The organism is Salinisphaera sp. RV14 (genome assembly GCF_052044135.1).
Classification (GTDB): domain Bacteria; phylum Pseudomonadota; class Gammaproteobacteria; order Nevskiales; family Salinisphaeraceae; genus Salinisphaera.
In genome coordinates this window covers 113447-140302 of record NZ_JBQDYF010000005.1, presented here as the reverse complement: position 1 = coordinate 140302, position 26856 = coordinate 113447, and the positions used below count along the sequence as shown (strand labels likewise).

The window sequence follows — 26856 nt, the reverse complement described above, 5'->3', positions numbered from 1 at the left end:
GTGCCTATGCTCGAAAATAACGCTTTTCGGGCGCCGGCCGCCGGCGCAGGGACTCTGGCATGATCGCGTTGCTCTGGCTCATCATCTTTCTCGCCGCCCTCCTCGCCCTCGCCTACACCGGCGCGGGCCGGGCCACCGCGACCGCCGCCCTCGGCATACTGCTGGCCGCCTGCACGCTCACCAGCACCGGCGCGCTGGCGGCAATCGTATTGTGGGCATTATTCATCGTCGTGTTCGGAGCGTTGCACATCAGTGCCATCCGCAAGCCGTACCTGACCCGGCCCGCGCTGCAGCTTTTCCGACGCGTGTTGCCGACCTTGTCCGCGACCGAACGCACGGCACTCGACGCCGGCACGGTGTGGTGGGAGGGCGAACTGTTTTCCGGCATGCCGAACTGGCGCCGGCTTGAGGAAATCCCGCCCGCGCGCCTGTCGGAAGAGGAACAGGCGTTCCTGGACGGGCCGGTCCAGACCCTGCTGGACATGTGCGATGAGTGGAAAATCACCCACGAGGACGCCGACCTGCCGCCCGAGGCCTGGCAATACATCAAGGACAACAAGTTCTGGGGCATGATCATCCCCAAGCGCTATGGCGGTCTCGAATTCTCTGCCTACGCGCACTCCTGCGTCCTGGCCAAGGTCGGTTCCGGCCCCGCCGGCGGCACGGTCGGGCCGGTGGTGGCGGTGCCCAACTCGCTCGGCCCGGCCGAACTGCTCATGCACTACGGCACCGATGCACAGCGCGACTACTATCTGCCGCGCCTGGCGGCCGGCGAGGAAATCCCCTGCTTCGGCCTGACCAGCCCGTTCGCCGGCTCCGATGCCGGCGCGATCCCCGATCGCGGCGTCATCTGCCGGGGTCAGTGGAACGGCGAAGAGGTGCTCGGCATGAAACTGACCTGGGACAAGCGCTATATCACGCTCGCCCCGGTGGCCACCGTGCTCGGGCTCGCCTTCAAGGTGTACGACCCGGACGGCCTGTTGGGCGGCGAAACGGAATTGGGCGTGACCTGTGCGCTGATTCCAACCGACACGCCGGGCTGCCATACCGGGCGCCGGCACTTTCCGGCCAGTGCGCCGTTCCAGAACGGACCGACCTGGGGCACTGATGTGTTCGTCCCGCTCGACACCATCATCGGCGGGCGCGAGATGATCGGCGAAGGCTGGCGCATGCTGATGGAATGCCTGTCGGCGGGCCGTGCGATTTCGTTGCCGTCGGGTTCGACCGGCGATGCGATCGCCAACGCGCGTCTGACCGGCGCCTATGCCGTCACGCGCCGCCAGTTCAATATTTCCATCGGCGAATTCGAAGGCGTGCAGGAAGCGCTGGCGCGCATCGGCGGCAAGACCTATGCCTGTGAATCGGTGCGTCGCTTCACCGCCAACGCGGTCGATCTCGGCGAGAAACCGTCGGTGGCCTCGGCCATCGCCAAGTATCACGTCACCACCCTGGCGCAGGAAGTCGCCAAGGACGCGATGGACGTGCATGCCGGCAAGGCCGTCATGCTGGGCCCGTCCAATCCGGTCGCGCGCAGTTTCCAGGCCGCGCCGGTGAACATCACGGTCGAGGGGGCCAACATCCTCACCCGGTCGATGATGATCTACGGCCAGGGCGCGATTCGTTGTCATCCCTACGTGCTGGACGAAATCGCGGCCGCCAACAACCGCGATCAGGAGGCCGCGCTCGAAGCGTTCGATGATCTGCTCTATCGCCATATCGGCCACGACCTGGCCGCGGCCGCGCGTTCGCTGGTGATGGGGTTCACCGGCGGTATCGGCTCTGCGGCCGGGCGCGCCACCGAACTGGCGCCCTATTACCGCGCGATGAACCGTTATTGCGCGAATCTGGCGCTCATCTCGGATGTGGCCATGGGTACGCTCGGCGGCACGCTGAAATTCCGCGAATCGCTCTCGGGACGGCTCGGCGATGTGTTGTCGAACCTGTACATCGCCAGCGCCACGCTCAAGCGTTTTGTCGAAGACGGCGAACATGCCGAGGATCGGCCACTGGTGGCCTGGGTTTGCGAGCAGGCCTTCGCCGATATCGAAACTGCGCTGGCCGGCGTGCTCCGACACCTGCCGAACCGCCCCGCCGCCTGGCTTGCCGGTATCCTCATCTTTCCGCTCGGGCGCACGGCCCGCCTGCCGAGCGACGGACTCGGGCGCCGTATCGCCCGTCTTTTGCAGACCCCCGGCGCCGCGCGCGACCGGCTCACACCCGGCTGCTATATCTCGCAAATCCGGACCGACACGGCGCTCTCCCTGTACGAGCGCGCCATGCAGGCCACGCTCGATACCGCCGAATGGCACAAGGCTGTGGTCAAGGCCCGCAAGGCCGGCACCATCGATGCCGATCATCCGCGTGACCAGATCGATCAGGCCGAGCAGGCCGATGTATTGAATGCCGACGAGGCCCAGCGATTGCGCGCGGCCTTCGATCTGCAGATGGCCGTGATCCGCGTCGACGATTTCGATCCCGAGGAAATGCGCTCACAGGTCAGGAAAACGCCACACGATCGCGCCGACGCCGCCTGAATCGCACCGTATGTCGGCCGGTCGGCGCCGTTCATGCCGGCCGGATTCCAACAGGTCGGCAGCAAAGGCAGAATCGGAAACCCGGGTTACCGAAAAATCGGGAATGCGCGCAATGCCACCGCCTTCCAGTCCGCGAAACCCGGGATAATACCAAGGTATAAATCGTCGCCCCGCGAGCTTTTTCGTACGTTGCAAATGATCGGGACGAACGGGCAAACGACTGCGACAAAAGCACTTTATGGGTCATGCCGCAGCGACCTTGCACGCCGTCACCCGGCCGCCGCCGGGACGGATAGCTGCAGCTGTAGCGCGATCCGTTTCGGTTCGCTACGCTCGGACACGCATGATTCTAAAAATTTAGCGTGTCGCATTCCGGCGGACACCGACCGCGTCAAGGGAGAAGATCGTGCAGAAGAAGCGACTTAGCGGGGCGCCGGTGGCTACACATACAAACGCACGACGGCGATTCACGATCGATGGGCTCGAGAGAAACAGCCTGCTTGAAAGGCTGTCTGATGGGACCGCTGACCCGCCGGCCACCGTGATCGCCGCCATCAGCTGCAGGGGCAATGTCACCCCATTCAGCATACAGAGATGCGACGTGGTTGTTATCTGCCCGTACAGCGAGCCGCATGACCTTACGCGCCAAGAGCCGGACTGGAGTCGAGTTCGAGCAGCAGCTCTGCCGGCCGACCCACACCTGCACGGGATCGATTTCCACCGGCCCGATCAACCCAGCCTAGCCCAGGCGCAGCTGCGATCCAACAATCCGCAATCCCCACCGACGGGGTGTCACGCCAAGACCCGGACGCTGACGGCGCTCGGTTAGCAAGCACACCTACCCAACGTGAGTCATCGCACCATGTTCAACCCAGGTTACGGCAAGATAATTTATATTATCCACAATTAATCCGAAAGTCTACAAGCATAGTGCGAATGACTTTTTTATACTTATAGAACGAGGTCAAATTGAATTAAAATATCTCATATTTTTTATTAACTTATTGAATAAATCAGCGATAAGTGAGTGCGCGAAAAGTCTTGGGGCTGGCCATCACTCATTACCCCAGAAAGGGAGGGGAACCATGAATAATAAGGCAAATTTCGGCAAAACTTTAAAGTGCGCACTTTTTTCGAGCACTTTAGTTGCCGGAGCAGTCGTCGCCAGCCAGGCGACAGCAGCAACGGCAGATACCGACACGGCAAGCAACGGCCCGATCGGGTCGGCCATGCATTATATTGCTCACAACAGCTTCGTCTCGGTGGGCGGGCTGCATGTGCAGTACCTCGGCAACAGTACTGCACTGACCCAAAACGTTCCGGCATTCGGCTTAAGCAAAACCTTGCCCGGCTCGGGTTCGAGCCAAAGCAGCACTACCACCGCCGAAATCACCTACGGTCTGTATCTCCCGCGTACGGACCATCACCTGGCTTTGCAGTTTCAGTTGACGCCGCCGCTCGACTTCAACTTCGAAGCCAAGCAACAGGGCAGTAACGGCTACCAGAAAATCGGAACTTTCCGCGCCTTTCCGCCGAACTTTACGGCCGTCTACCGGCCGTGGGTCAGCACCCGCATCCGACCCTACATCGGTGTCGGCGCCACTTGGTTGAATACCTACGATACCCAAGTCACCAATCCAACCTACAAGGCGCTCGGTGCCAATCTGTCGTTGAGCGAGCCCGTGGCCTTTATCGGCGACGTGGGCGCGGATATCAATCTCTGGAGCCGGCTGTATCTCAATCTCGACTTCCGCTATATCGGCCTCGCCGACGTGAAATCGAAACTGTCGATTCCGGCCAACCCAGCCGCCGGTCTCCCCGCGACCACCATCAGTTCCACTAATCACTGGAAAGCCGCTTTGTATACGATAGGCATCGGCTGGCGATTCTAACCGCGAGCCGAGTCGCGCGCGCGACTCAGCCCGCGCGCGCGACGATCTGCATTGCCAACTCCCGTACGGCGGTCGACATGGCGCGCCCGATGGTGTCGGCATTGCGGCCTGTCTTCGGCAACGGCTCCTTGATCAGGCTGTCGTGGCGAACCACCGTCTGGCCGTTGGCATCGGTCACGCGCCAGTCGGCCGACAGTACCACCTGACCCGAGGGCTGCGGCTCGAAGGTGTCGATATTCACGTGCACCTGGTAATGCTTGGCGCGCTTGGTCTGTAGTTTTTCGTCGATGGTCTGCTGCAGCAGCCGGGTCACGGCCACCGGCAGGCGCTCGGCCCATTTGGCATCGGGCAGGCGCGTCAGCACGTAATCGTTGGTACGCAGCTGGATATCGTAGTTGTCCAGATATTCCGGCATCTGCACGCGCTGGACTTTCCAGTCGCTGGGCCGTGCGGCCAGGCGCTGGGTCTGGGGCGGCGTCAGCATCACGTGCTTTAGCGGCGGCAGCGAACTGCAGCCGGCGAGCAATACGGTGGCCGTGACCACGGCCGTCAGGAGCGTTCGGGAAACAGAACCAACTTTCACAATTGCCTCTTCAATGGATTGGCCGCCGTCCAGGCCGCCGGTTCGCGCCGCATGAGCCAATCGATCCGGTCACCGGCTCGTATGATGACGTGCCGACGCCTCCGACCACGATACCAACATCGCCGGCCGGCCGTACGGTAACGAGGGGCATACGCCACGCCTACCGCGAACCGCCATAGAGCAGCGTATGCGGATCGCGTTCGATCTTTTCCGAGAACCGTCGCAGCGACGCGGCGGCCGCGGAGAGATCGCGCACCGTGCTCTGCACATCCTGGCCCGTGCCGGATTCCGGGCTGGTCAACTGCTCGAGGTTGTTCGACAGCTTGCTCAGGTTTTCGCTGGTTTTCCGGGCGCTCGTGAGTAGCTTGTCGATCTGTTGATCGTGCTTGGAAATCTCGTTGTTGGCGGTGTCGCTCAGCTTTTTCACACTGGCCAGCGTGGCCTGCAGCTGCTTGTTGTTGGCGGCCACCGCCTTCTGGACCGTCTTCAGCGTCTGCTGCGTGCTCTGCGTGGTCTTGTTCAGATTCGGCCCGACCTCGTTCACGGTCTTGTCCAGATCCTGGGCGAGCTGGACCATCGTGCTCATGGTCTGGTTCACTCGATTCAATGTCTTCTGCCACGGAATCTTGGCAACCGTATCCTTGAGCTGGGATATCTCGGACGGCACGGCCGGAATTTCCGGCAGTTCGAGCCGGCCCTGCGGCACGACGAAATGCGGTTTGCTGTTCGGATGGAAGTCCAGGTTCACCGCCAGTTGTGATGTCACGTAGCTGTAAACCACCAGTTGCGCCCGCAAACCGCGTTGCACCAGTTGGTGAATGGTCAGATGACTGGGTAACTGCTTACCGTTCTGCGTAACCACGTCATTGCCCGACATCTCGATCGTCACCGCGATCCGGGCCCCGCCTTTCGGATTCAGGCGCAGCTGCACATGGCGCACGGTGCCGACCTGCACGCCACGAAACAGCACGCGCGAGCCGTTGGTCAGGCCGAGTACGGATTGATTGAAGAAAATCACCGCCTGGCGTTGCTGCTTGAACAGCCCCGTGTTGCCAAACGTCAGGATCCCGACGGCCGTCAGGGCGATCGCCCCGAGCAGGAAGGCGCCGATGATGGTGTAGCTGCGGTTACTCGCCATGGCTTGTGCTCACTGGTCGGTTCTCTCCCGGCCCGACTATACGGGGCCCCGCGTCGGCTCCTCGATCGGCTCGCGCTTGAGGAAGGCGCGCACACGCGCGTCGCTGGCCTGTTCGGCCAGGTCACGCGGGTTGCCGTGGGCGATCGCGGTCTTCGATTGATTGTCCAGATAGATACTGTCGTCGGCGATGGTGAAAATGCTCGGCAGCTCATGGCTGACCGCGATCACCGACAGCCCCAGTGCATCGCGCAGACGCATGATCAGGGCGTCCAGGCGCTGCGAGGTAATCGGATCGAGCCCGGCGCTCGGCTCGTCCAGGAACAGGTAATCCGGATCGAGCGCAATCGCGCGCGCGAGCCCGGCGCGCTTCTGCATGCCGCCGGACAGTTCGCTCGGCATACGCGACTCCTGTCCGGCAAGCCCCACCAGCGCGAGCTTGAACGCGACCTGATCGCGGATCTCGGGCGGACGCAGGCGCGTGTGCAGCTGCATCGGCAACGCCACATTCTCACCAACCGTCATCGAGCTCCACAACGCGGTCGACTGGAACAGCACGCCGATGCGTTGCTGCAACGCGGCCCGCTCGTCCGGGTCGTCGCCGATCAAGCGCTGTCCATCGAAACAGATATCACCGGCCTCGGAACGTTGCAGGTCGATGATATGGCGCAGCAGCGTACTCTTGCCGCAGCCGGATACGCCCATGATGACGAAGATATTCGCCGGCGCGACGTGAAAACAGATGTCGCGCTGAACCACCGTGTCGCCGAAGGCCAGCCGCAGGTTGCGTACAGTCAGGCCGCGTTCGGGGATCGCGGCATTCGGATTCAACTCGGCCATCGGCGACGCCTTGTCGTGATGCCCGGGCGAGCCCCGCCGAACACCATCAGATTCCCAGCGCGTTCGTGCACAGCGCAGCCACCGCATCGATGGAAATAACGCCGATGATACAGACCACCACCGTACGGGTCGCGGCCCGCCCCACTTCGGCGGCATTGCGCCCGGCGTGCAGCCCGATGTAGCAACTGGTCAGGGCGATCAGTACACCGAAAGCGACCGACTTGATCAGCCCGATGACGAATTGCCGAGCCGCCACGGCATCCTGCAAGCGCTCGATGAATGCCATCGGCGGTGTGCCGAGCACGATATGCGCCACCACCATGCCGCCGGCGATCGACAGCGCCGTGCCGTACAGATAAAGCAACGGCATCATCAACGTCAGCGCCGCCAATCGCGGCAGCGCCAGAAACTCGAACGGCGAGACGCCGATCATGCGCAACGCATCGACTTCCTCGTTCGATTCCATGGTGGCCAGATGCGCGGCGAAGGTCGCACCGATCCGCCCGGCCATGATGAACGCGGTCATGATGGCCGCCATCTCGCGCGCCGACGCGATGCCAACCAGGTCGGCCAGATACATGCCGGCGCCGAAGGTTGCCAGTTGCACCGCGCCGATGAAGCCGAGTACGGCGCCGATCAAAAGATTGACCACGGTCACGACCGGCAGCGATGCGGCCCCGGTTTCGCGCACCAACTCGATGAAATCGCGCCAGCGTGTCTGTGCACGTCCGGTTACCAGCGCCGGCGTACGCGCCAGCGCCTGGCCTACCAACGCCGCGGCGTCGCGGGCCACCCGGACCCGCCGCTCAAAGCGCAATCCGAGTCGCGCCACCAGATGCGGCTTGGCGAGAACGCGCTCCGTTCTCGCCGGCGGCTCGCTGGCCAACGCCATGAGCGCCGCGACATCCCGCGGCAGCGCGCGCTCGGTTACGCTCACACCAGCATGGCCAAGCTCCTGCTTCAAGGCATGCACGAAAGCCGCTACCCGCGGGTGGCCACTTTCAAGTTCGCTGCCATCGATCACCACCGCACGGGGATGGCCAATGTCGCGATACACCGATGCCGCAGAAGGCAGACGCACCGCCTGGCCCCAGTCGCCCGCGAGCCGGAGCACGGATTCACCGGATCCGCTGTCGAGCCTGTACAGCGCGGTCGGGCCACTCATGTACGGCTCGCCCGAACGCGCGGTCGTCTAAACCAGAGCATGCGGCATTCTACCCCGTCGAGGCCGGTATTCGGGACACAGGAGGGTCGCATCCCGGTATTCGGCTTGCCATCGCTTCAGGGATTTTGGCTCGCCGCCGCATGTGCGCCATCCTTGCCGCCCTTGACCGGCGCATAGTGATTGGCAACCTTCTGCATCGCGGGTGTCAGCGAATCGCTGCCGTCGGTCCAGCCGCCACCCAGCGCCTTGTACAGATCGGCCGTGGCCGTGAACCGGCTCGCGATCGCCTGGGCCAGATTGAGCTGGCTCGACAACAGATTGCGCTGCGCATCGAGCACATTGAAATAGTTGGTCGCCCCAGCGTGGTACCGCAGCTTCGCCAGCGTGAGTGTCTGGCGATACGAATCGACTTCCTGCCGAACCTGCTTGAGACGCTCGCGCGTGTACTTGACTTCGTCCAGCGCATTGCGCACGTCCTGGAACGCCTGGCGCACGGTCTGGCGATACTGGATTTCCGCTTCCGCCTTCTGTGCCTTGGCGCTACGGTACTGGGCGTTGATGCGGCCGAAATCGAGAATCGGCGCAGTGATGGATCCCCCAGCCTGCTCGACCTTGGTAAACGGCTCGAACAAGTTGTCCACCTTGAACGCCTGGGTTCCGATCATGGCCGACAGATTGAAGGTCGGGAAGAACCGGGCCTTGGCCACGCCGACATTGGCGTTGGCGGCAATCAGGCTGGCTTCGGCCGCGCGCACGTCGGGCCGCCGGTTGACCAGCGTGGAAGGCAACACGGCCGGCAACCCCTTGGGCAGGGTTATATCCGAGAAATCGCCTTTGGGCAGCTTGGTCGCGGCCATGATCTGGCGTGGCGCCTTGCCGGTCAGAATCGCCAGCGAGGTCCGCAGCTTCGCCTCCTGCTGCTCAAGCGGCGGCAATTGAGCGCGGGCCGATTGCAGCGACGACCGGGTCTGCAGCAGCGTCAGCTTGTCGATCGCACCGTACTGGTAGCGTTTGTTATCGAGCGACAGTGCTCGCTTCCGGGTTTTGATGGTTTGCTTCGTCACCCGGATCTGGCGTTGATAAGAGCGCAGCGACATGTAGTTCGTCACCACGTCCGCGACCGTCTGCAGACGAATCGAATCCTGGGTATAGGCCGAGGACAGCAGCTGCGCCCGCGCCTGTTGGTCGGAACGGCGCAACGCGCCCCACAGGTCGAGCTCGTAGCTCAGGCTGCCGGCCACGGAAAAGTAGTTGAAACCATGCGAGCCGCCGCCCGATGAGCTGCTCGTGGAGCCGGCCCCGCTGCTGCTGGCCGCACCATTGCCAACGCGCTCGCGCATGCCCTGTGCCTGGCCGGAAATCGACGGATAGAGCTGCGCATTCTGATAGCCGAGCGCCGCGCGCGCCTGGCGTACTTTCTGAGCCTGGAGTGCGATGTTGAGATTCGAGTCCAGCGCCTGGTCGATCAGCTTGTTGAGTGTCGGGTTCTTGTACCGGGTCCACCAATAAGCCAGCGACTGCTGCTGTTGCTTGGACAGCAGCGTCGAGTCGAGGGCCGACTTCGGCAGGTCGAGGTTCGGCCGGTGGTAGTCGGGGCCGACCGTACACCCGGCCAACAATATGACGACAATCAGGCCGAGTGCACTACGCATGATTGTTATCTCCGTCGTCCGACTGATCCGTCAACTGATGAGAACCGTCATCCTCGGTCAACTGCTTTTCCTGATCCGCGGGCTTTCGTGTCGCGGAGGTCGACTGTCCTGACTTTCGCGAAAAACGCTCGCTGCCGCGCTGTAACAAGTCGTAGGCCAGCGGCACGAACAGAATGGCAAACGCCGTGGCCGATAGCATGCCCCCGATGACACAGGTCCCCAGCGCGATCCGGCTGTTGGAGGACGCGCCGCTGGCGGTAATCAACGGCACACTCGCCAGAATGAAGGTCAAAGACGTCATGATGATCGGCCGGAAGCGAAGTCGGGCCGCTGCACGCGCCGCATCGGCCGGCGTTCGTCCGGCGTTATGCTCGATAACCGCGAACTCGACAATGAGAATCGCGTTTTTCGCGGCCAACCCAATCAGCACCAACATGCCGACCGTGAAATAAATATTATTGTTGATGCCCTTAAGCCATACCGCGACAAAAGCGCCCAGCGCGGCGAACGGAACCGCCGTGAGCACCGCGAGCGGGAGCGTCCACTGCTCATACAGTGCCGCCAGAATCAAAAAGACCATGACCACACCGAAGCCCAGGGCCATGAGCGACGAACTGCCGACTTTCTGCGCCTGGTAAGCCGTGCCCGTAAACTGGAATCGATAATTCTGGCCCAGCACCTTGTCGGCCACCTGCTTCATCGCCGCATCCGCCTGGCCCGAACTATAGCCCGGGGCCGGGTTGCCACGAATCTTGGCGGCGGGGAAGACGTTATAACGCTCCACGATATCCGCCGAGGTCGTACGGTGAAAACTGACCAGCGAGCTGATCGGAATCATCTTTTGCGTGGTGGTCGACTGCACGTACACGCCGGCCAGATCTCCAGGCTTCATGCGGTACTGGGCGTCAGACTGAAGATTGACCTGGAAGTTACGGCCGAGTTTACTGAAATAGTTGACAAACAACTGCCCGAAGGTGGCCTGTAACGTATCAAAAACATTGCTGATCGGCACGCCAAGGGCCTTGGCTTTCGCGCGGTCCAGTTTGACGTCATAACGCGGCACATCGGTTGTCAACGTCGTGGCCACGCCGTTGAGGGCGGGATTCTTGTTGGCAGCTGCGACCAGTTTATCGGCCTCTTTCTTGATGTCCTTGTAGCTGCCCCCGGCGACGTTCTGCAGATAACCGGTAAAGCCGCCCGTGGTCGACAGCCCGAGAATCGGTGGCGGATTGAAGGCCAGCACATTGGCCGACGTTACCCCGGCACCGATACCAAACACCTTCTTGACATCCTGGAACGAGGAGGCCTTGCGATCCCCCCAATCCTTGAGCGTCAGAAACTCGACACCCGCGAACGTTCGCGTTGCGCCCGCCAGGAAGTCAAATCCCGGCACGTCGATGACGTTGGCAACGCCCGGCATGTTCTTGAGTTCCTTGGTCGTCAGCTCGTGACCCACCTTCATTGTCCGCTGCAGAGACGATGCCGGCGGCAAGGTATACAACGCGAAAATATAGCCTTGATCCTCTTGCGGTATCAGCCCGGACGGCACCTGTTGCGAAACCACCCAGGTCGCACCCATCACGCCACAGAACAACAACACACCGACAAGCGCATAGCGGATCAGAAAATTGACGCCCCAGAGATACGCGTCGGTCAGTGCCGCAAAGCCCCGATTGAACAAGCGAAACGGTAATAGCGGCTTGCTCTGGCGTGGTTTCAGGAACGTCGCGCACAGCGCCGGAGTCAGCGTCAGCGCAACAAAGCCGGAAATCGTAATCGCGATCGCGATCGTGATCGCGAACTGCGTATACATACGTCCGGCAAGGCCGCCGAGAAAACCCACGGGCACGAAAACAGCGTCCAACGCCAAGACCACCGCAATCACCGGCCCGGTGACCTCCTTCATGGCCTGAATTGCGGCATCCCGCGCAGGCAGCCCCTCCTCGCTCATGTGTCGTTCGCAGTTCTCGATCACCACGATCGCATCATCGACCACCATGCCGATGGCCAGAATCATGCCGAACAACGTCAACAGATTGATCGAGAATCCCAGGATATAAATCCCGCCGACCGTGCCCAGCAAGGCCACCGGCACGGCTGCCATGGGGATGAGCGTCGCCCGCACGTTCTGCAGGAAGACGAAGATCACCGCCATCACCAGCATCATCGAGATCAGCAGGGTGAAAAAGACTTCGTGGATCGACGCCTGAACGAACTTCGTGGTGTTGAACGGAATCTTGTAGGTTAGCCCTTCAGGCATATTCGACCCGAGCTGGGCCATCCGGGCGCGAACGCGCTGCGCGGTGGCCAGCGCGTTCGCGCCGGGCTCGAGATAGATCGCCATCGGCACGGCCGGCTTGTTGTTCAAGCTATGGCCGGTGGCATAACTCTCTGCGCCCAGTTGCACGCGCGCCACATCCTTCAGGCGCAGCACCTTGCCCCCGGACTGCGCACGCAGAATGATGTTCTTGAACTGCTTGACGGTCTTGAATCGACCCTGCGCCGACGCCTTGAATGTGAACGCGATATTCGCGCCGCCGTAAGGTCGGGCGCCAAACTTGCCCGCTGCGAACTGCGAGTTCTGATCGCGGATCGCGTTCTTGATATCGGTTGTGGTGAGGTTGTAGCGCGCCATCTTGGCGGGATTGAGCCAGATGCGCATTGAGTAATTCTGCTGCGAAAACAGCTGCACCTGCCCGACGCCGTCCACACGTTTGAGGGCGCTGATGACATTCACCAGCCCGTAGTTGGCGATATAGGTCGGATCAAACGTCTGATGCGGCGAGTACAGCAGCACGACCTGCAGAATGCTGCTCGACTTCTTGCGTACCTTGAGCCCGGTCGCGGTGACCGTTGACGGCAGCTGCGATGTCGCGGTCTGGACCCGATTATTGACGTTAATCGTGTCCTGATCCGGGTCGCTGCCGATCGCAAACGTGACGGTGATATTCGCCTGCCCCGAGTCCGAAGAGGTCGACGACAGGTAGATCATGTTGGGCGTGCCGTTAATCGCCTGTTCCAGCGGCGCCGCCACCGTATTGGCAATCGTTTCGGCGCTGGCGCCGGGATAACTCGCCTGCACCGACACTTGCGGCGGCACCACCGCCGGATACTGCGAGATCGGCAATACCCGGACACTGATGATGCCCGCGAGCGCAATGATGATGGATATGACGGTGGCAAATATCGGCCGATCGATGAAGAAGCGGGAAATCATGGGCTAGCTCGCCTCGCGCATGTCAGCCTGACCCGGGTTAGCGCTCGCTTGCTGCTTGCCGCTTTTGTCGTCCGACTTTTTTTTGATCTTTACCGGCGCGCCCGGCTTGATCGCACCGAGGCCAGAGACGATCACTTGATCGCCGCCGGACAGACCTTTGCTGATGACTCTGCCATTGGCAACGCTTGGCCCGAGGTTCACGAATCGTTTTTTGGCCTTGCCGTTATCGGCCACATACACATACGTGCGCGACTGTCCCGTGAAGACCGCTTTTTCTGGTACCACGATGCCCTTCGAAAGCGTTGCGATTCGTACCCGAACCCTGACGTACAGGCCGGGCATCAGTCGGTTGTCCGGATTTTTCACCGTCGCACGCATACTCACCGTGCCCGTCTGCGGATCAATCGTGCTCTGGGTAAAGTCAACCTCACCCTTGTGTGAATAGTCCTTGCCGTTACCCAGAATGATCGTCGCCTGCCGCATCGACGCGCTGTTGCTGTCCTTGCCTCTCGCGTGCAGTGCTTTCTGGCGGGCAAAGGCGTCATTTTCCGGTAGCGCGAACAGGACATAGACCGGATTGATCTGGGTGATGGTGGTCAATTGGGTCTGGTTCGCGGTAACCAGCGACCCCAGATCAACATCGCGCAGGCTGGTCACACCGCTGATAGGCGCATCGACATGGGTGTAATCGAGATTGATTTGGGCCGACTGCAGATTGGCCTTGGCTTGCTGGACTGCAGCCCTATCCGACTGGTAGGTCGACAGATCCTGGTCGCGGGTCGCCTGACTCACCGCATTCTGTTTGTACAGCTTGCGGGTGCGGCGCCATGCCCGGGTGGCATTGGCCAGAGCGGCCTTGGCACTGGCCAGCTGGGCCTTGCGCTGGTTCACGGTCGCTTGGTACGGCTTGGGATCAATCGTGAACAAGGGGTCGCCCTTGTGCACGGTCGCCCCTTCGCGATAGTGCTTGGCCTGCAACACGCCGGTCACCTGGCCGATGACCTTGGCAGTCTGTTTGCCCTGAACCCGCCCTGGATATTCACCATAGACATCCACCGAATGCGGCTTGACGGTCAATGCCTGCACCGGCGTCGGCGGCGGCTGTTGCCCCTGCGCCTGACTTTTACCGCTACTGCTGCCGCATGCGGTGACGGCAAGAGTGCTTGCCAGAATGATCAGCGCCCGCAGCGCCAGCGCGCCTGTAGGCGCGTTGTAGTCATTGTTACGCATACCGCCGAATCCTGAGATGGGGTTCCCTGATCGTTCGCATGATACATACATTCGTGTATGTATGTAAGATGGAGGGCGCCGCGATAAAAAAACGCGCGGCATGGATGGACTGGCACATGGCACGCAAGACAAAAACGGAATCCGCCCAGACGCGCGCACGCATTCTGGACGCGGCCGAAACCGAGATGCTAGAGCGTGGCGTCACGCAGACGTCGCTGGAACGCATCGCTCGCCGGGCCGATGTCACGCGCGGCGCCATCTACTGGCATTTCGCGGACAAGACGGCACTGCTCGAAGCCATGGTTCAACGCACCGCGATGCCGTTGCGCGATCTGCGCCAGTGCCTCGGACAACACATCCCGGGCGACGAACCCATGCGGCTGATGCGCGAAATGCTGCTCCATGGGATATCACGTCTGGCCAATGATGAACAGCACCGGCGAGTCTGCCATATCGTATTTCATCGTTGCGAGATGACAGAACGAGGACATGCCACCGGCCACATGCTGAGCGTCATGTTCGAGGACAGTCGTGAAGTGCTGGTGTCGCTGTGCCGCGAGATCGCCACGGTCTGCCCCCTGCGCGAGCCGCTCACCGCCGAGGATGCCGCCGACGTGATCATCGCCTTCATGATCGGCCTGTATGAATGCAGCCTGCGTCACCCCGGGCTGTATTCCATCGAACACAGCATGGAGGCCAAGGTCGATGCCGTGCTCGGCGGCCTGTTCGTGACGACCCGGAGCCGGCCTGCCCCCCCCGGCTGACGGCACACTCATCGGGCGGCGTGTGCGATATAGCCCCGCGCCGAGGACGGGCCGAGGTCGATCGGCCGCGCGGGCCCGAGGAAGCGCGGCCGCGTATGCAGAACATACAGATCGAGGACGGCCTTGATCCGAGCGAAATACTCGCGCGCCTCGGTGCGCAACGGCTGCCGCCGGTCCTCCGCGGGCCAGGTATAGCCCACCGCCTCGACCCCCTCGTGCTGGGCCAGAAACAGCGCCCGATACTCGTGATATCGCTGTGACACGATCACGAAGGCGCGCAAACCGAATATTCGCCGGGCCCGCACGATCGAATCCAGGGTGCGAAACCCGGCGTAGTCCAGGCTGATCGCCGAATCCGGCACACCGCGGCGGCGCAGCGACTGATACATCTTGCGCGGTTCGTTGTAGGCCCGGCTTGGATTGGCGCCGGAAACCAGTAGATGCCGGACGCGCCCGGCGTGATACAACCGGGCCGCCGCCTTCATGCGGTTGCTGAACAGGGCGTTGGGATTACCGGTGTGCGTGTACGGGCTGGTGCCGAGCACCACGGCGAAATCGTAGACCGGCAGGCGTGCCGCATCGTCATAGATGCGATCCCGCGTACTCCCCAATACCCAGGCATTGGCCGCAATGCCCAGCAGCAACAGACTGCCCAAGGCCGTGGCCGTCCAGCGCAGAACCGACCCGAGCCGACGCCGCCGGGCGCCGCCGGCCGCTACCGGCATCCGGTCTGTCGCTGACCGAAGCCCCGCGCGTTTCTTCACGGCAACGGCTCGCCTCGAAGCGACAGGACGGCGGCGGCCGCGCCGACGGGGCCGTCACGCCCGCCCCGATGCGCAATCGCGAGCGGCTCGCCCGGCATGTACGCGCTGGGCGTTGCCCGCCCGGCCGCGGCCCACAATGCCCGGCCCTGCGTCATCGCCCGCCTCGTTTCTCGGCTCACGGACACGCCATGCTCCACTGGCAACGAATCTGTGGCGAGAATCGGGCAAGCGCGAGAGGCTGTCAACGCGCGCGCGACAACGCTGCCACGGCTTCATCCAGCCCGTTCGGCGTCAGCTCGTACATCCGCCCGGCCATCAACTCCCGCGTCATCTGTACGGACGACGTGTGATCCCAGCGCCGGCGCGGCTCGGGATTGAGCCACACCGCCCGTGGAAACGCCTCGAGCAATCGCCGCAGCCACACTTCACCGGGTTCGTCATTCCAGTGCTCCACCGAACCGCCCGGATAGGCGATTTCATACGGGCTCATGGTCGCATCGCCGACGAAGATGGCCTTGTACTCGGTATCGAAGGTCCGACAGATATCCTGGGTGTCGAAACGTTCACTACGGCGACGGGCATTGTCCCGCCACAAGCCTTCGTAGGGAAAATTGTGGAAGTAGAAATACTCGAGGTGCTGGAACTCGGCGCGCACCGCCGAAAACAGGTTTTCACACACGGCGACATGATCGTCCATCGAGCCGCCGACATCGAAGAACACCAGCAGCTTGACGGCATTGCGCCGTTCGGGCCGCATCACCAGATCGAGATGCCCGGCATTGTTCGCCGTGCCCCGGATGGTGGCGTCCAGGTCCAGTTCATCGGCCGCGCCTTCGCGCGCAAAGCGCCGCAGGCGGCGCAACGCCATCTTGATGTTACGGGTGCCGATCTCGCGATCGCCGTCCAGATCGGCGAACGCGCGCCGGTCCCAGACCTTGACCGCGCGCCGATGACGCGAGCGATCCTGGCCGATGCGGATACCTTCAGGATTGAAGCCGAACGCGCCGAACGGCGAGCGCCCGGCCGTACCGATCCATTTGTTGCCGCCCTGATGCCGCTTGCCCTGCTCTTCCAGGCGCTGCTTGAGCGTTTCCATGAGCTTGTCCCAGCCACCGAGCGCTTCGATCTCGGCTTTTTGTTCCTCGCTGAGTTCCAGCTCGTCGCGCTTGTCCAGCCATTCCTGTGGAATAGCCGTTTCCGGGTCGAGCGGCAACGCCGCGATACCTTCGAAATAATGCGCGAAGACCTGATCGAAACGATCGAACAGGGTCTCGTCCTTGATCAGCGACGCTCGCGCCAGATAGTAGAACCGGGTGACGCTCAGGCCGGCAACGTGCGCATCGAGCGCCTCGATCAACGTGAGGAACTCGGTCACCGAGGGCTTCAGCCCGGCCTCCCGCAACTCATAGAAGAATTCGACCAGCATGAGGTCGGCTCAGGGCCAGCCTAGCGCCGGGCCCGCCGGCTCATGAAGGCAAGCCGCTCGAACAGGTGCACATCCTGTTCGTTCTTGAGCAGCGCGCCGTGCATGGGCGGCAGCGCATCGTCCGCGTCGCCGTGCAATGCCGCGGCCGGAATATCTTCGGCCAGCAACAGCTTCAGCCAGTCCAGCAGCTCGGAGGTCGACGGTTTCTTCTTGATACCGGGCACATCGCGGATATCGAAGAACAGATCCAGCGCGTCCGACAGCAGCCGCGCCTTGATGCCCGGGAAATGCACGTCGACGATGGCCTTCATCGTGTCCTTGTCGGGAAACGAAATGAAGTGGAAAAAGCAACGGCGCAGGAAAGCGTCCGGGAGTTCCTTTTCGTTGTTGGAGGTGATGATGATGATCGGCCGGTGCCTTGCTTCGATGGTCTGGCGCGTCTCGTAAACGTCGAAGGCCATGCGATCGAGCTCACGCAGCAGATCATTCGGGAACTCGATATCGGCCTTGTCGATCTCGTCGATCAGCAGCACCGGCTGCTCGGCGGCGGTGAAGCAATCCCATAACGGGCCGGGCACGATGTAGTTCGAAATATCGTGCACTTTCGCGTCGCCGAGCTGCGAATCGCGCAGGCGCGAGACCGCGTCGTATTCGTACAGCCCCTGCGCCGCCTTGGTCGTCGACTTGATATGCCACTGATGAAGCGGTTTGCCCAGCCCGGCGGCGACCTCCTCGGCGAGCATGGTCTTGCCGGTGCCGGGCTCGCCCTTGATGAGCAACGGCCGCGTCAGCGTCACGGCCGCGTTCACGGCCAGCTTGAGATCGTCGGTCGCGACGTAGCGCTCGGTGCCCTCGAACTGGTGGCTCATCACGCCCGCCTACTTGCTGCGCGCTTCGAGCGCCGCGATCGCGGGCAGCGTCTTGCCCTCGAGGAATTCCAGGAAGGCGCCGCCGCCGGTCGAGATATACGACACTTTCTCGCCGATGCCATATTTTTCGATGGCGGCCAGGGTATCGCCGCCGCCGGCGATCGAGAAACCGTCGCTTTCGGCGATGGCCTGGGCCAGGGCTTCGGTACCGCCGCCGAACTGATCGATCTCGAACACGCCGACGGGCCCGTTCCAGACGATTGTGCCGGCGTTCTTGAGAATGGCTGCCATCTGTGCGCGCGCCTTGGGTCCGATGTCCAGAATCATCTCGTTGTCGGCCACATCGGCGATGTTGCGCGTCACGGCCGCGGCGGATTCCGAGAACTCGGTGGCCACGACCACGTCCTCGGGCAACGGGATATCGCCACCGCGCGCGCGGATGTCCGCGAGAATCGCCCGCGCGGAATCGACCAGATCGGCTTCATAGAGCGAGCCGCCGACATGGTGCCCGGCCGCCGCCAAAAAGGTGTTGGCGATGCCGCCGCCGACGATGAGCTGATCGGCCAGCGTGGCCAGCGATTTCAAAAGCTCGAGCTTGGACGACACCTTGGAGCCGCCGACGATGACCACCAAGGGGCGCTTCGGATCGTTCATCGCGGCTCTGAGCGCCTCGACCTCGGCCATGAGCAACGGCCCGGCGCAGGCCACCGGCGCGAAGCGCGCCACGCCCTCGGTCGAGGCCTGGGCACGGTGGGCGGTGCCGAAGGCATCCATGACGAACACATCGCACAGGGCGGCCATTTTCCGGGCCAGGCCTGCGTCGTTGGCTTTCTCGCCGACATTGAAGCGCACGTTCTCGCAGACCACCATTTCGCCGTCCGCGACTTCGACATCGCCGTCCAGCCAGTCGATGGCCAGCGGCACGTCGCGGTCGAGTTCGTCGGACAACCATTTCGCCACCGGCGCCAGGCTGTCCTCTGCCGACGGCTCGCCTTCGGTCGGCCGACCGAGATGGGCCATGACCATGACCTTCGCGCCGGCCGCCATGGCTTTTTTCATGGTCGGCAGCGAGGCGCGCAGGCGCGCGGCCGAAGTCACCTGGCCGTTTTTCACCGGCACGTTCAGATCCTCGCGGATCAGCACGCGCTTGCCGGCGAGATCGACGTCGTCCATCGATAGCATGGTCATATAGTGTCCTCGTTCAGAAATTGGGCGGTGCGCCGTCGGGCAACCTGGTCAGGATCAGGAATCTAACCGTCACCGCGCTCGAATACAAAGCCGCCTTGGGCGACCTCGAGATCGCGTTCGTAAAAGCACAGTCCGCAGATGGACGCCAATAAAGATTGAACACAGGCCGTGGTCGTTGATACTCAGCGAACACGCTACAGTATGTTCAATAGCGCGGCGGCGTGCTTGGCCACTCTATTTGCATTTATTCGCGTTCTTTTGCGGGCAGATTTGCCAAAAAAAGACCGGACTGCGTCCGGTCTTTTCGAGTGCTGACGATCGTCGTTCGATCAGCCGACGTTGGCCATGGCCAGCGCGGTATCCAGCATGCGGTTGGAAAAGCCCCATTCGTTGTCGTACCAGGAGCAGACCTTGATCAGGCGCGAACCGGCAACCTTGGTCAGCTTGGAATCGACCGTGGACGACACCGAAGTGTGGTTGTAGTCCTGCGAGACCAGCTCTTCCTCGGTGTAGGCCAGCACGCCCTTGAGCTCGCCGTTGGCGGCGGTCTTGAGCACGTTGTTGACGTCTTCCACCGTGACGTCCTTGGACACATTGGCCGACAGATCGACGAAGGAGACGTTGATGGTCGGCACGCGCACGGCGAAACCATCCAGCTTGCCGTTGAGGTCCGGCAGCACCAGGCCGACCGCGGCGGCCGCGCCGGTCTTGGTCGGGATCATGTTCTGGGTCGCACTGCGCGCCCGGCGGATGTCCTTGTGATAGACATCCGACAGCACCTGGTCGTTGGTGTACGAGTGGATGGTGTTCATCAACCCGAACTCGATGCCGAAGGCGTCGTGCAGGGGCTTGACCAGCGGCGCCAGGCAGTTGGTCGTGCAGGAGGCGTTGGAGACGACCTTGTCTTCCGGGGTGAGTGTTTCGTGGTTGACGCCGTAGACGATGGTCTTGAGATCGCTGCCGGCGGGCGCGGAGATCAGCACTTTCCTGGCGCCGCCCTTCAGGTGGGCGCTGGCCTTGTCCTTGCTGGCAAACAGACCCGTGCACTCGAGCACCACATCCACGCCCAGATCGCCCCAGGGCAACTGGGCCGGATCGCGCTCGGACAGCACCTTGATTCGGTCGCCGTTGACGACCAGATCCTCGCCCTCGGCCTTGACCTCGCCCGGGAACGTCCCGTGGGCGGTGTCGTACTGGGTCAGGTGCGCGTTCATCTTGGCGTCGCCGAGGTCGTTGATCGCCACGATCTCGATCTCGCCGGTGCGCTTGCTCTCATACAGGGCACGCAGCACGTTGCGGCCGATGCGACCGTAGCCGTTGATACCAATCTTGACTGCCATGTTCGCTCCTCGAACTTGGAATTGAACTTGAGTACGCTCCAAATCAGGCCTTGACCTGATTCCGGAGCGCTTCGACAACGCCTTCGACGGTCACGCCGAGTTCCTTGTAGACCTCGGGCCCCGGTGCCGAAAGACCGAACTGGTCGACACCCACCACCTGGCCGGTCGGGCCGACATAGCCGACCCAGCCATCGGAGACGCCGGCTTCGACCGCCACGCGGGCTGTAACCGCCGGGTCGAGAACGCTATCACGATACGCCGCTGGCTGTTCGCGAAACAGATCCACGCAGGGCATGGACACGACCCGAACCGCGATCTCGCCAACCAGCTTGTCGGCGGCGGCCACGGCCAGTTCCAGTTCGGAGCCGGTGGCCATGACGATGGCATCCGGGGCACCGCCGGTATCGCGCAGTACGTAGCCGCCCCGGGCGATGGCGGCGACCGTGTCGGCATCGCGATCCTGATGATCGACGTCCTGGCGCGACAGCGCCAGCGCACAGGGACCGGCCTCGCGCTCGATGGCGGCCTTCCAGGCAACGGCCACTTCGACGTCGTCCCCCGGGCGCCAGACATGCAGGTTCGGGATCAGGCGCAGCGAGGCCAGATGCTCGACCGGCTGATGGGTCGGGCCGTCCTCGCCCAGGCCGATGGAGTCGTGGGTGTAGACAAAGACGTTGCGCGACTTCATCAGCGCCGCCATGCGCACCGCGTTGCGAGCGTAGTCGGAGAACGTCAGGAAGGTCGCGCCGAACGGCACGAAGCCGCCGTGCAGACTCAGGCCGTTGGTGATCGCCGACATGCCGAATTCGCGCACGCCGTAGTAGACATAGTTGCCGTTGTAATCAGCGGCCGTGACGGCCTTGTGACCATCGAAATCGGTGCCGTTGGAACCGGACAGATCGGCCGAACCGCCGAACAGATCCGGCAACAGGTTCCATACCGCGCCCAGCACTGCCTTGGAGGACTTGCGGGTCGCCGTGCGCTTGCCATCAGACTGCATCGCGTCGATCAGCCTGGCGATGCCGGCTTCCCAGTCGGCGGGCATTGTGCCGGACAGGCGACGATCCAGCTCGGTGGCCAGTTCCGGGTTCGCCTTCACATAGGCGGCGTGCACATCCTGCCAGGATTTCTCGGCGGCGGCGCCGGCGTCGCGGTGATCCCAGGCCGCATAGATATCGTCCGGCACATGGAACGGCGTCTCGTCCGCCCAGCCCAGCGCCTTGCGGGTCGCGGCGACCTCGTCGTCGCCCAGCGGTGCGCCGTGGACCTTGGCCGTGCCCTTCATCGTCGGGGCGCCATAACCGATCACAGTCTTGCAGCAGATCAGCGTGGGCTTGGCGGTCTCCTTCCTGGCGGTCTCGATCGCGGTGTTGATTTCCCCGGCGTCGTGGCCGTCGACGTTGCGCACCACCTGCCAACCATAGGCTTCGAAGCGGGCCGGCGTGTCGTCGGTGAACCAGCCCTTGACCTCGCCGTCGATGGAAATGCCGTTGTCATCGTAGAACACGATGAGCTTGCCCAGCCCCAGCGTACCGGCCAGCGAACAGGCCTCGTGCGAGATGCCTTCCATCAGGCAGCCGTCACCGGCAAAGCAGTAGGTACGGTGATCGATCACCTTGTGCTCGACCGTGTTGAACTGGGAAGCCAGCACCGCTTCGCCCAGCGCCATCCCGACCGCGTTGGCCAGCCCCTGGCCGAGCGGGCCCGTGGTGGTCTCCACACCCGGCGTTTCGGTGTTTTCCGGATGGCCCGGGGTCCGCGAATGCAGTTGGCGGAAGTTCTTGATGTCGTCCAGCGACATATCGTAGCCGGTCAGATGCAGCGCGGCGTACTGCAGCATCGAGCCGTGGCCGTTGGACAGCAGGAAACGGTCGCGATCGGCCCAGTCCGGATTGGTCGGATTGAACTTCAGATGATCGTTGAACAGCACTTCCGCGATATCGGCCATGCCCATCGGCATACCGGGGTGTCCAATGTTGGCTTTCTGGACGGCGTCCATGGCCAGAATACGAATCGCGTTGGCGAGATCTCGTCGTGAGGGCATTGCAACCATCCCGAGTACGGCTTGACAAAGGTTGGTCATTGTCCATTAAAGACGACCGCATCGGCAACATTGACGATGAGCGCACAAACGCGTGGGCAGAGTGTGCGGCCTTATCGCAAGCCCGCCCGTTCGAAGGCGGCACGATCCCTCATTCAAGCCGGCCTGCGCAACCCGGTCCCGGGTTGTGTCCGACACGCACCCGGCCGAATAAGCAGAAGCATTCTGCCTCCGCACGCGAATGAGCGCAAAAAACGAAGGCAGGCTAGACACTACTGCTTCGGGCGCGCAAGCAATCGCGTCGTCCACTCGTTGACCGGGCGCTGCGCCGGACCAAGGGGCAGCCTATTCGACGCGCCCCGGATGTAGTTACAACTCATAACAAAAGGCCTTCAACCGCGCGCCAAGCCCTTTCTGCGTGTCAATTCAAGGAATTTTACGGCCATTTCTTTGTATAAGCATCTATTTTCCCGAATCCGCGTAGTTGCTTATTGAGTCTGCAGCGTCCCCGCATGTTCCGCAGACAAAAAAAGCATCCGAACGGCCCGGCTTCGACTCGGCCCGTGGGTGCCTGCACGCCCTCGCCGACACAGGAAAAAATATCATGAAAAAATCAGGACATGCCGACATCCAGGAAACCGCTGCCGGGACTGGGGCGAGCGAACATCCCGCCCCGCGCGTGACGCCCGGCCGAAGCCGCCGCCGATTTCTCGCCCATGGCGGCATGTATGCCGCCGGCCTGGTCGGAAGTGCGCTCCTGGGCGCCTGCAACGACCACAGCAACAAAGCGGTCGCCGCGACCAGCGACAATAATGTGTATGTGGGCGGCCCACCCGACGAAGCCATTCTCAACTTCGCGCTGAATCTCGAATATCTCGAAGCCGAGTATTACCTGCGGGCCGTGACCGGCAACGGACTGGCCGACAGCGACCGGGGCAACAATCCGGGCATGGTGATCATCAAGGGATCGCCACAAGTGGATTTCAGCAGCAATAAACTCATTGGCCAATACGCGGCGGAGATCGCCCAGGATGAGTTGCATCACGTGCAGTTCCTGCGCGCGGCGCTGGGCACGCATGCGGCTTCCGCTCCGGCGATCGATCTCAAGAACTCTTTCGCTGCGCTCGGCAACCTGATCGGCGTATCCAACTTCGACCCGTTCTCGAGCCCCGAGAACTTCCTGCTCGGCGCCTTTATCTTCGAGGATGTCGGGGTCACGGCCTATCATGGCGGCGCGCCGTTCCTCAAAAGCCGCACCTATCTCGATGCCGCCGCGGGCATTCTTGCCGTGGAGGCCTATCATGCCGGGCTGGTTCGTACCTTCCTCACGGCGGCGGATTACAACAACGGCAACACCGCGTTCAGCGACCTCACGGACAATATCTCGGGCGTGCGCGACAGTGTGGATGGCAATTCGAATGTCAGCGCCGACTACGCCAACGGTCGACCGCCGGTGGCCGCCAACGACGACCAGGGCATCGGCAAGAACCAGGCCGTGGGCGAGACCAATGGCATGGTCAGCATCAACGGCAGCCTGTACGCGGCGAGCAATATCGTGCCGACGGACGCTAACGGGCTCGCCTATGACCGCACCATCGCGCAGGTGCACAACATCGCCTATGCCACCGCTGCCCAGGTGTCCCAGGGCGGCTTTTTCCCGAACGGCACCAACATACCCGGGCACAGCGCGCTGTCCATGAGCGCCGATAACAGCAGCTGAAGCCGCCGCGACCCGCACGGGCGCGTCGTCCCACCGACAACCCCGGCCCTTGCCGGGGCCTTGCGATGCCAACGGCGGGCGCGGGTGAACGAGACACACCCTGTTCGCCGGCCCCGCGATCGGCTATGCTGCAATGGTCTTCAGGGCGGGGTGCAATTCCCCACCGGTGGTAGGGCTGCACAGGCAGCCGAGCCCACGAGCGCTTCCGACTCCCGTTGGAAGGTCAGCAGATCTGGTCAGAATCCAGAGCCGACGGTCACAGTCCGGATGAAAGAAGACGCGTGGCGGCAGTCCGGCGCAATCGGTGCGTCGGCGCGAGCCCTCTCGCCTAGCCCTGAAACGTTGACTCCATGACAAGAGGACGTTTCATGTCAGCATCCAACGAATTCCACGGCTTCCCGCGGCTCGCCGCCGCCATCGAGGCCTATCGCGCCGGACGCCCGGTTCTGTTGCTCGATGATAGCGATCGCGAGAACGAGGCCGACATCGTGGCCGCGGCCGAGAACCTGTCGGTCGACACCATGGTCAAGATGATCCGCGATGGCTCGGGCATCGTCTGCCTGTGTTTTCCCGGCGCCGAAATCGACGCGCTCGGCCTGCCCCAGATGGTCAACAACAACCAGTCGAAAAACCGCACCGGCTTTACCGTGAGCATAGAGGCGGCCACCGGCGTGACGACCGGCGTGTCGGCCGCCGACCGCGTGCGCACGATCGCTGCCTCGCTGGAAGCACTCGGCGGCGATCACGGCGCCATCGTCAGCCCCGGCCACGTCTTTCCACTGCGGGCGGTGGACGATGGCGTACTGGCCCGTCGCGGGCACACCGAGGGCTCGCTGGATCTCGCGATTCTGGCCGGCATGCGCCCCGCCGCCGTGCTCTGCGAGCTGATGAACGATGACGGCACCATGGCCGGAAACGCCGAGATCGAGCGCTATGCCGCACGCCACGACATGCCGGTTCTGACCATCGACGAGATCGCGCGCTACCGCGAGGCCCGACTGGCACGGACCCGCGAATGCGCCTGATCCGGCTGCCGACCTGAACGCCATGTCGCGCATCCGCGGCCGACGACGGCGCGACCGCGGGTGACGCGATCCGGGCCGAGGACTATCCTTGGCAGGATGAACAGCTCCTCGATCGCTCTCGACAGCAACAGCCCGAACGAGACACCGCAGGAATTCTCGATCGATGCGCTGGCACGCGAAACCGGTTCGACCGTACGCAATATCCGCGCCTATCAGGATCGTGGCCTGCTGCCGCCGCCGGAACGGCGCGGCCGCCGCGGCATCTACAACGATGCCCATCTGTCGCGGCTGCGCATCATCAATCGGCTGCTGGAACGTGGCTACACGCTGTCGAATATCGGCGAGCTGATCGAAAGCTGGGAATCGGGTAACGATATCGGCCATCTGCTGGGTCTGGAAACCGCGGTCGCCAGCCCCTGGACGGACGAACTGCCCGACTATCTGACCATGCCGCAGCTGCTGCGCAAATTCGGCGGCCAGTTCTCCAAACGGGCACTGGACAAGGCAGTCGCCCTCGAGGTGATCCGCCCCGAGGGCATGCGCTACCGCGTGCCCAGCCCCCGCATGCTGCACGCCGGCGCGGAACTGGTCGCGGCCGGCATCCCGCTCGAGGACATGCTCGACGTGGTCGCCCAGTTGCGCGAGAACGTCGAGCAGGCCTCCGATGCCATGGTCCGCCTGGTCGCCCATCATGTCTTCGACCGCTACGGCGAGGGCCAGCTCCCGCCGGGCGACGATATGCCGGAGCTCGCCGATCTGATCTGGCGTCTTCGGCCACTGGTGGAAATGGCCGTGCTGCCGGAAGTCGCCCGCGCCATGGCGAAAGCCGCGGACCAGCACCTGGGCGATCGTCTCGCCCAGGTGCTCGACCATCTGCACGACGCCGAATAGCCCATGGGCCGCCGGCACCGGCGGCGCAGGTCGTTCGGACCGGCCGGGCGCGGTTTCTGCCTACGAACTGGCCAAGCTCATGTCGGTCACGGCCTGCGCGGGCAGTGGCGTCGCGACCGTGGCGCCTTGCTGCGCCAGATGCGACGTTCCTGGTATATCGGCGCGTTTGATCTCCCTTGGCTCGCGCCATTGGGCTGGCGCTATGTGCCGGCCCGGCGCTGGCCGGCCACGCTGGCGCGCCTGGAAGGCGAAACGCTCGCGGTCGCGCCCACCTGGCGCGAGGACGGCCGGCACGGCATCAAGCTTTATCGCGCCAATATCGGGCCGCGACTGGCCCGGTCGCGACAACGACCGGCGACCGTGCCGGCACACTTCATCGTGCCACTTCGAGATCCCTTCTTCGGCCGCGGCCTGGTGGCGGGCACCAAAGCCCGGGTCGACGATCTCACGATCGACGAGATCGATGCCGGCCACTGGGCGATGGCCACCCATGCACCGCAGGTGGCCCGGCTGATCGACGCATACATCGCCCCGCGGACGCGCCGGGCCGCGGCGACAGACATCGCAAGCTGATCCGCGA

The 26856-nt window shown here is 63.0% G+C and carries 20 protein-coding genes and 1 riboswitch; of the genes, 7 read left to right on the top strand and 13 right to left on the bottom strand.

Annotation, left to right across the window (positions count from 1 at the left end; all coding sequences use genetic code 11):
• Positions 1–59: 59 nt before the first annotated feature.
• Positions 60–2534: an acyl-CoA dehydrogenase gene (locus ACS8Y6_RS07390; RefSeq protein WP_440851138.1), complete on the top strand. Its 2475-nt coding sequence runs from the start codon at positions 60–62 to the stop codon at positions 2532–2534.
• Between the two features lie 1085 nt (positions 2535–3619).
• A complete protein-coding gene (locus ACS8Y6_RS07385; protein WP_440855295.1) occupies positions 3620–4426 on the top strand; it encodes an OmpW/AlkL family protein in 807 nt (268 codons plus the stop codon).
• Positions 4427–4451: 25 nt separating this feature from the next.
• On the opposite strand, the gene ACS8Y6_RS07380 is transcribed toward ACS8Y6_RS07385, so the two are convergent.
• The 7 genes from ACS8Y6_RS07380 to ACS8Y6_RS07350 all read right to left on the bottom strand — a co-directional run bounded on the left by ACS8Y6_RS07380 (position 4452) and on the right by ACS8Y6_RS07350 (position 14248).
• Positions 4452–5009, bottom strand: a complete 558-nt coding sequence (locus tag ACS8Y6_RS07380; RefSeq protein ID WP_440851140.1) for a PqiC family protein — start codon at positions 5007–5009, stop codon at positions 4452–4454.
• A gap of 160 nt (positions 5010–5169) precedes the next feature.
• Complete coding sequence (locus ACS8Y6_RS07375) at positions 5170–6147, bottom strand: MlaD family protein (RefSeq protein WP_440851141.1); 978 nt, start codon at positions 6145–6147, stop codon at positions 5170–5172.
• Between the two features lie 36 nt (positions 6148–6183).
• Positions 6184–6984, bottom strand: coding sequence for an ABC transporter ATP-binding protein (locus ACS8Y6_RS07370; RefSeq protein WP_440851142.1), 801 nt, complete (start codon positions 6982–6984; stop codon positions 6184–6186).
• 46 nt (positions 6985–7030) lie between these two features.
• Positions 7031–8149 (bottom strand): MlaE family ABC transporter permease, encoded by a 1119-nt coding sequence (locus ACS8Y6_RS07365; protein ID WP_440855294.1) that lies wholly within the window; start codon positions 8147–8149, stop codon positions 7031–7033.
• Between the two features lie 116 nt (positions 8150–8265).
• The gene (locus tag ACS8Y6_RS07360) at positions 8266–9801 is read right to left on the bottom strand and encodes an efflux transporter outer membrane subunit (protein ID WP_440855293.1); all 1536 of its coding nucleotides are present in this window, start codon (positions 9799–9801) and stop codon (positions 8266–8268) included.
• Positions 9794–13018 carry an efflux RND transporter permease subunit gene (locus tag ACS8Y6_RS07355; RefSeq protein WP_440851145.1) on the bottom strand — a complete coding sequence of 1075 codons (3225 nt, stop codon included), beginning with the start codon at positions 13016–13018 and terminating at the stop codon, positions 9794–9796. The genes ACS8Y6_RS07360 and ACS8Y6_RS07355 overlap by 8 nt, the downstream gene beginning before the upstream one ends.
• A 3-nt stretch (positions 13019–13021) precedes the next feature.
• On the bottom strand, positions 13022–14248 hold the full coding sequence (locus ACS8Y6_RS07350) for an efflux RND transporter periplasmic adaptor subunit (protein ID WP_440851146.1): 1227 nt from the start codon (positions 14246–14248) through the stop codon (positions 13022–13024).
• 116 nt (positions 14249–14364) lie between these two features.
• On the opposite strand from ACS8Y6_RS07350, the gene ACS8Y6_RS07345 reads away from it, so the two are divergent.
• Positions 14365–15012, top strand: a complete 648-nt coding sequence (locus ACS8Y6_RS07345; protein ID WP_440851147.1) for a TetR family transcriptional regulator — start codon at positions 14365–14367, stop codon at positions 15010–15012.
• A gap of 8 nt (positions 15013–15020) precedes the next feature.
• On the opposite strand, the gene ACS8Y6_RS07340 is transcribed toward ACS8Y6_RS07345, so the two are convergent.
• The 6 genes from ACS8Y6_RS07340 to tkt all read right to left on the bottom strand — a co-directional run bounded on the left by ACS8Y6_RS07340 (position 15021) and on the right by tkt (position 22643).
• A complete protein-coding gene (locus ACS8Y6_RS07340; protein WP_440851148.1) occupies positions 15021–15737 on the bottom strand; it encodes a SanA/YdcF family protein in 717 nt (238 codons plus the stop codon).
• 280 nt (positions 15738–16017) lie between these two features.
• Entirely contained in the window at positions 16018–17202 is a 1185-nt protein-coding gene (locus ACS8Y6_RS07335; RefSeq protein ID WP_440851149.1) for a vWA domain-containing protein, read from the bottom strand.
• Positions 17203–17222: 20 nt separating this feature from the next.
• Complete coding sequence (locus ACS8Y6_RS07330) at positions 17223–18071, bottom strand: AAA family ATPase (RefSeq protein ID WP_440851150.1); 849 nt, start codon at positions 18069–18071, stop codon at positions 17223–17225.
• 9 nt (positions 18072–18080) lie between these two features.
• On the bottom strand, positions 18081–19259 hold the full coding sequence (locus tag ACS8Y6_RS07325; protein ID WP_440851151.1) for a phosphoglycerate kinase: 1179 nt from the start codon (positions 19257–19259) through the stop codon (positions 18081–18083).
• 329 nt (positions 19260–19588) lie between these two features.
• Positions 19589–20599 (bottom strand): type I glyceraldehyde-3-phosphate dehydrogenase, encoded by a 1011-nt coding sequence (gene gap, locus ACS8Y6_RS07320; protein WP_440851152.1) that lies wholly within the window; start codon positions 20597–20599, stop codon positions 19589–19591.
• A 43-nt stretch (positions 20600–20642) separates the two neighbouring features.
• Entirely contained in the window at positions 20643–22643 is a 2001-nt protein-coding gene (gene tkt, locus ACS8Y6_RS07315) for a transketolase (RefSeq protein ID WP_440855292.1), read from the bottom strand.
• 721 nt (positions 22644–23364) lie between these two features.
• Between tkt and ACS8Y6_RS07310 the strand changes: the two genes are divergently transcribed.
• The 4 genes from ACS8Y6_RS07310 (at position 23365) to ACS8Y6_RS07295 (ending at position 26849) form a co-directional block, all read left to right on the top strand.
• Positions 23365–24360: a ferritin-like domain-containing protein gene (locus ACS8Y6_RS07310; protein ID WP_440855333.1), complete on the top strand. Its 996-nt coding sequence runs from the start codon at positions 23365–23367 to the stop codon at positions 24358–24360.
• Positions 24361–24492: 132 nt separating this feature from the next.
• A riboswitch (FMN riboswitch) is annotated at positions 24493–24643 on the top strand.
• An 85-nt stretch (positions 24644–24728) separates the two neighbouring features.
• On the top strand, positions 24729–25385 hold the full coding sequence (gene ribB, locus ACS8Y6_RS07305; protein WP_440851155.1) for a 3,4-dihydroxy-2-butanone-4-phosphate synthase: 657 nt from the start codon (positions 24729–24731) through the stop codon (positions 25383–25385).
• Between the two features lie 96 nt (positions 25386–25481).
• Positions 25482–26276 carry a MerR family transcriptional regulator gene (locus tag ACS8Y6_RS07300; protein WP_440851156.1) on the top strand — a complete coding sequence of 265 codons (795 nt, stop codon included), beginning with the start codon at positions 25482–25484 and terminating at the stop codon, positions 26274–26276.
• A 138-nt stretch (positions 26277–26414) separates the two neighbouring features.
• The gene (locus tag ACS8Y6_RS07295; protein ID WP_440855291.1) at positions 26415–26849 is read left to right on the top strand and encodes a hypothetical protein; all 435 of its coding nucleotides are present in this window, start codon (positions 26415–26417) and stop codon (positions 26847–26849) included.
• Positions 26850–26856: the final 7 nt, after the last annotated feature.